This is a genomic window from Okeania sp. SIO2F4, from assembly GCF_010672385.1.
Taxonomy (GTDB): domain Bacteria; phylum Cyanobacteriota; class Cyanobacteriia; order Cyanobacteriales; family Microcoleaceae; genus Trichodesmium.
On sequence record NZ_JAAHGT010000570.1, the window covers coordinates 1 to 6,252 of the forward strand.

A 6,252-nucleotide genomic window follows, 5' to 3' on the forward strand; every position below is an offset into this window, starting at 1 on the left:
GAAGCTATTCCGATGTGCCTATAATAGTGGTTGGATAGAATAATTATTTCAAACCGAAATTGTAAATATAGGTCTAGAAAAACTAGGCTATAATGTCGAAAAACCAAAACAAAGTGATTATCCAGTAATTTATATTTCTATCGCTAATGGAGACTTAGAATATAGCACAGTTTACTACCAACCAGGACACGAAAAATTCTTCAAAAATGCTGGCGGAGAAGAAAAATTAGAGGGAGTTGGAACTTTAACCCCTCCAGGAATGCAAGGATATCAAATTGACAAAAAAACAGCCAATAAATATAAAATTACTAGCATTCAACAATTACAAGACCCAGAAATTGCTAAACTTTTTGACTCAGATGGAGATGGTAAAGCAAATTTAGTTGGTTGTAATGTAGGTTGGGGTTGTGAGTCAATTATAGATGACCACCTCAAAACTTACGGACTGGAAGATATAGTAGAACATAATAAAGGACAATATACAGTTCTCCTGGCAGATGCCATTACTCGGTACAAGCAAGGACAAGCTATTATTTATTATGCTTATAATCCCCACTGGATATCTACAGTATTAAAGCCAGGAGAAGATGTAGTCTGGTTAGAAGTACCCTCCACCTCCTTACCATAATCTATGGGAAATATAACTGAAAAAGATACATCAGTAGATAGAAAAAACCTTGGCTTTTCTGGAAGTAAACAGCAGATCGTAGCTAATAAAAAATTTCTAGAAGCTAACCCAGTTGCTAAAAGATGGTTTGAATTAGCAGAAATTCCCGTTGCAGATATGAGTGCTGAAAGTTTACGCATTAAAGAAGGTGAAGACAAACCAGAAGACATTTTACGTCATGCTCAAAAGTGGGTAAAAAATCATCAGCAAAAATATGATAGTTGGTTAGAAACAGCAAGACAAGCAGCTAATTAAATTCCAAGCTTTTTAACTTGAAAAAACAGAAAAAATAAGCTGAGAGTAAATTTAATAATAGAGAATAGAGAGTAGGGTTCAACCGAATAAAATATTTTTGTTCTTTGCCTATAATCCTGAAAAACATTCCTGTACCTTATACTAAATCCGGTTATCAAAAGCTACTTTCTCAAGTTCCTCTCTAAACCCTTCTCCCACTTTATAATAAACCTTCTTTCTAAACCGGATTTAGTATTATTTAGGGCTGGCTGAATAAATATAGAATCGTTATGTATCATCAGTTTAAGGGACTTCCAAATGAAAAATTATCACATTCTGATGAAAGTAAGGCAAGGGAGTAGCCAGTAATAATAGAGTATAAAAATTGGGTTGGGATAATTTATTTTCTGCTACTCCCTAAGTGGTGCTAAACCTATAAAAAAATATCAAAAAATACTAAATTAATGTTCAAAACTTGGGATTTTGCCTCATCTGACTGGGAAAAATGCAGAAAAATTAACACCTGCAACTATTCCCCATTCCCTTCCCTAACTAACAGACTTTTTAAGCAAACCCTACTATAGCAATCCTATTTCAGTTTTAATATTTTGGTGGAGTTAGGAGTCAGAACTCAGAAGTCAGGAGTCATAATTTTAAAGGTTTTCAGTTCAAATTAACTATTATAAAAATTGTCATAACCAATGCGCGGATTGCTATATTACTTAATAACTGAAATTTGGAAATTGCTATCACAAATCAACATATTGTGAAAAAGAATTTATGGAGGTTCCATTCTGCACTAGAAAAAAAATCTCAGACTAGAAAAAAATAAGAAAGTAAGCATTATAGTCGTCAACTATTAGTTATCAGTTATTGATGAGAGGAGGAGGTAACAGAAATTGATAAATTGACAGACAATAAAATGTTTAATGAATAAGTTAATTGGGTGGAATTCGATTGACTGTTTCCTCTGTTTCATCTTCTAAAAATAAATTAACAGTTTGCTCAGTTTCTAACTCTTCTAATTGACGAATTTTGATTTGATCTAAACGAGGACCTTCAGCAGAAATAACAGTAAATTCAAGATTTTGGTAGGATAACTTTTCTCCTCGAGTAGGAATTTTTTGTAATTGATAAATCAAAAATCCTCCCAAAGTCTGATAATCTTCAGTCACTGGCAAATCTAAATTTAAAAGTTGATTAACTTCTTCAACACTTAACTGAGCCTGGACAATAAAAGTACGATCGTCCAACATTTGTAAGGCAAGTTCTTCGGTGTTAGTTACTTGATAACTATCACCACTAATAATTTCAGCAATCAAATCCTCCCGCGTAATTAATCCAGCAGTTCCACCAAACTCATCTACCACTATTACCATTTCTGAGTGTTGAGGACTATTAGGAATTTGACGCATTCTTTGCATTAAAGATAATAACTCATTCAGATAAATTTGTTCAGAAACAAATCTGGCAGGACGAATCCAAGATAAAATAGAAGTTTGTGGAAATAATAATCCTTGAGCTAAAGGTTGGGCCAATTCTTGAAAATCAATAATACCCTGAATATCATCCACAGATTCACCAACCACAGGATAGCGGGAATGACCAGATATCTGAATTTCATCTAACAAATTTTGAAAAGTAGCTGTAGTTGAAATAGTATCTATATTTGTCCGTGGAACCATAACTTCTCCAGCTAATACCTCTCCAAATTCAAATACATTGCTCAGTATTTGTCGTTCTTCTGCTTCTAAACCCGTTGATTCAGTAGAAGTCGAGATAATTAATTGTAACTCTTCTGGAGTAACCGGTGCTTTCCAAGCACTACCAGTATATTCAATTCCCACCAATCGTAATAACCAATGAGTAGATTGATTTAAAATCCAAATAAACGGATTAAAAAAGCGAGAAATAGCTAGACTCAGAGGACCCAATAATCTAGATAACCGTTCCGAATAAAGTAGCGCTACTGACTTTGGACATAACTCCCCCAATACAATTTGTAGGTAAGCCAAAATAAAAAAAGTGGCAATAGGAATAGCCAGAGAGTGAGCGATCGCTTGACTAAAATGAATAGGTAGTGGTATATTTGCTATAAATTTTCTCACAATTACTGCCATAGTTCCTTCACCAATCCAACCCAAAGCCAAACTAGATAAAGTAATACCCAACTGAGTTGTTGAAAGTAGTCGGTCTATATTTCTTTGAAGTTTCTGAACAATTTTGGCTGGAACATCACCCTCATCAACTAATTGATTAATGCGTGACCTTCGCACAGAAACAATAGAAAATTCTGCTACAACAAAAAAAGCATTTATGGCAATTAGCAGAAAAACTGAAAAGATGCGCGATAGTATATCTGTCCACGTCATATCTCTCCAGATCGGCATTTCTAAGCCTGGCATATCTAGCAAACTTATTGCCATTGATTTTGCCTCAGACCTATGAACATTTTCATGTTTAAAATTTACAATTTTTGATCAAAAAATTCGGTTTAAAGCCTCCCCACTCAAAATTAAAAATCAACTTAATCTATTTTAATTTTAGACATTTTCAAATTTAACTTTTGAGCTGGATAATCTGTAAGTTCTAGGGACAGTTCTTTAGCATTATCTAATAAAGTAATTGGGATTGTAATAATACCATAATATCTTCTACCATTAGGTGGTAGTTCTCCTGGTAAATCCTCTGTACTGGCGCTGATAACTCTCCCTTGTTCATCTGTAATATTCAAAAAACTGTATAAAAATCTTACAGCTCGATCTCCTTGGTTTTTTAAATTAACATCCAAGACTAGAGAGTTGCCCCACTTGCGAACATCATTAACTTCCAATACTATTCCAGCATCACTACTTACAATTGGAAAACTTTGCTTGGATTTAGTATCTTGAGAAGACTTGGCCTTAGCTGTTTTTTTCTGGGAATTTTCTTTAGTAGTTTTTTTCTCAGCTATTCCACCATTGATAATAGTATTTTTTACATTGATAATAATTTTTTCCTCCTTTAACATGACCACTTCTTCTCGACGATTTGAACTGTCTTTAGCACCTACTAAACTATTGGTAGGACGAGTATCTGGTTGAGTAATTCCTTTTAAGGCTTCCCTGCCCAGTTTAAATCCCCAAGAAGCACTACCCAAACCAGCACTAAACATTAGAGCCAGCAGACTTAGAGTTAGCAAAATACTGGAGTTCATAGTTTTTTGTGTCTAAGGTACGATCTTGTTTCTTGTTATGATATACTATAAATTATTCCTATGTATTAATGTCCAAACTTACCTATTATAATTTTCTCTTTACTTTTAACTTAAGTCAGGAAAATATGTAATAATATAAAATTAGTGTAAGGCTATATCAAACTTGTCTTAATATAGTTGATATATAATAGCTAATAAATAAGCGCCTTTGGCCGATTGGGGAGGCAGCGAGCTCATAATTCGCTTTCAGGCTGGTTCGATTCCAGCAGGGCGCATTTCAAAAGTCAGAAGTCAGAAGTCAGAAGTCAGAAGTCAGAACCAATGAAGATTGTCTTCTTAACTAGGCACACAATAAATATTTGCTGGAAATACTGATAACTGAATCTAGGAAGGGAGCAAGATGCTCCAATTAACGTTTTGACTAAGAAATAAGGTCTCAAATATTGAACTTTAACCGGAGTTACTGATAACTTAATTAGGGTTTGCTGAAAAAGTCTTTTTTACAGTGCTTTTCAGATTGATGAACCACATCGCCATAACCGAAATCCAGTAGGGGCGATTCGCATAGATCCCCTACTGTGGTCTAGCGTGCAGGAAAACCGCTGTAAGGAGTAGGGGAGTAATTTTGTGCTCAACTCTGGCACAAAATGCTAACTTTTTGAGCATAAAGAGCTGAAAACCAGCGTTGCTGAACTAAGGGATGAATCTTTGCAGAAAAGGTAAATCCCAGCTTTTACTTCCTCTTTCTCTAAAACAATAATTCCAATGGGCAAATATGCAACGCCTGAAAACCAGGTGCTTTTTCAACCCACATTCCGCACGTCAAGTTGTAGCATTAAAAGTAGTAGAAAAATTGGTAGGTTTGTAGGTATTTATACTGAATAGACCCTATTCATTGACCTTGCTCAGGAATCAAATTCTCAGGAAAATCCTAAGCATAAATACTTGGGTGTTGCCAGATAATTAACTAGAATTATTCCCTACTGACTACTTACCTTTTATACTTCATTTTGAAGTGTGGAATGTAGGTTATAAATACTTTGAGATTTAATCAGCAAGCCCTAATTAAGGTTTTTAGTCTCTCCGCTAAAACCTGGACATGGGGTTCAAGCATCATAGTTATATGGTCTCCCGGTACAGTCTCAAGTTCTACAGAACGTTGAGAAAGTTGCTCCCAACCTAAAGTGGAATTTTTTTGCAGTTGGTTGCGAATAGCATCAGTCATACCAATGGCAGTATTCCAAATACGAACATCACTACTACGGAAAAGAGCAATAGGAGTCGGATAAAGTTTCTTTGGCTGATAATGACCCATGGCATAAACACTAGCCTTTAAAACTTTGACAAAACCATGCACTTGTCTTTTAGCTGCCTCAGAAGGACGCACATGAAGCTTTTGTACTAACCGCTCTGTTACATAATTCAATTGTTCATCAGGAGAGAAAACCTTCAGATCATTGTAAGATATCTCTAAATTTTCCTTTAAAAAGTATTCAAATAACCTCACCACCTCACTCATATATTTAGTATCATCCCAACCCGCAACGATCAGATTACTAAATAAGGGAGCAGGAATATCAAAAATAGCAAGTAAACCAATTTTATCTCCCTGTTTTTGTAACTGTTGGGATATCTCAAATGCTACCTGACCCCCGAAAGAATGACCTCCCAAAAAATAAGGACCTTGGGGTTGAATATTTTTTAATGCGTCGATATAGTCGGCAGCGATCGCCTCTACATTTGTATGAGGTTCCGATCGATCGTCCATTCCTCGTGCTTGTAGTCCGTAAAATGGTTGGTCTTGACCGAGATGAAAAGCTAGAGAGTGAAGATAAAATGCTGTTCCTACACCCCCAGGAATACAGAAGAAAGGAGGTTTAGAACCCTTCGGTTGAATTGGTATTACCGGGGAAGCAAAACCAGAACTTAAATTTTCATCAGCAACTAACCCTATATCATAATTTGTAGAAGGTTTTGGGGAAACTATTTCTTGCGCGAGATAATTAGCTAAAGCTTCAACTGTGGGATACTCAAAAATTAGTGTTGCTTTAAAAGAAGTTCCCAAACTATCTTGGAGAATATCGCTTAACTCAACAGTTGTCAGAGAATCTAATCCCATGTTAGTTAAAGGTTGTTCCCAATCTAATTGAGATGG

The 6,252-nt window shown here is 35.4% G+C and carries 3 protein-coding genes, 1 tRNA gene and 1 pseudogene; 2 read left to right on the forward strand and 3 right to left on the reverse strand.

The window, feature by feature from the left end; translation table 11 throughout:
* Positions 1-58 precede the first annotated feature (58 nt).
* Positions 59-922, forward strand: a pseudogene (gene proX / locus F6K22_RS27680) (glycine betaine/L-proline ABC transporter substrate-binding protein ProX).
* Positions 923-1,839: 917 nt separating this feature from the next.
* Here the strand turns inward: proX and F6K22_RS27685 are convergent.
* Both F6K22_RS27685 and F6K22_RS27690 read right to left on the reverse strand, forming a co-directional pair.
* Positions 1,840-3,327, reverse strand: a complete 1,488-nt coding sequence (locus F6K22_RS27685; protein ID WP_293105499.1) for a hemolysin family protein — start codon at positions 3,325-3,327, stop codon at positions 1,840-1,842.
* Between the two features lie 101 nt (positions 3,328-3,428).
* On the reverse strand, positions 3,429-4,097 hold the full coding sequence (locus F6K22_RS27690) for a hypothetical protein (protein WP_293105502.1): 669 nt from the start codon (positions 4,095-4,097) through the stop codon (positions 3,429-3,431).
* A 202-nt stretch (positions 4,098-4,299) separates the two neighbouring features.
* Here F6K22_RS27690 and F6K22_RS27695 point away from each other — a divergent pair.
* Positions 4,300-4,372 (forward strand) — tRNA-Ile (locus F6K22_RS27695).
* Positions 4,373-5,148: 776 nt separating this feature from the next.
* Here F6K22_RS27695 and F6K22_RS27700 read toward each other — a convergent pair.
* On the reverse strand, positions 5,149-6,252 hold a 1,104-nt coding region (locus tag F6K22_RS27700; protein ID WP_293105506.1), incomplete at its 5' end, for a thioesterase domain-containing protein.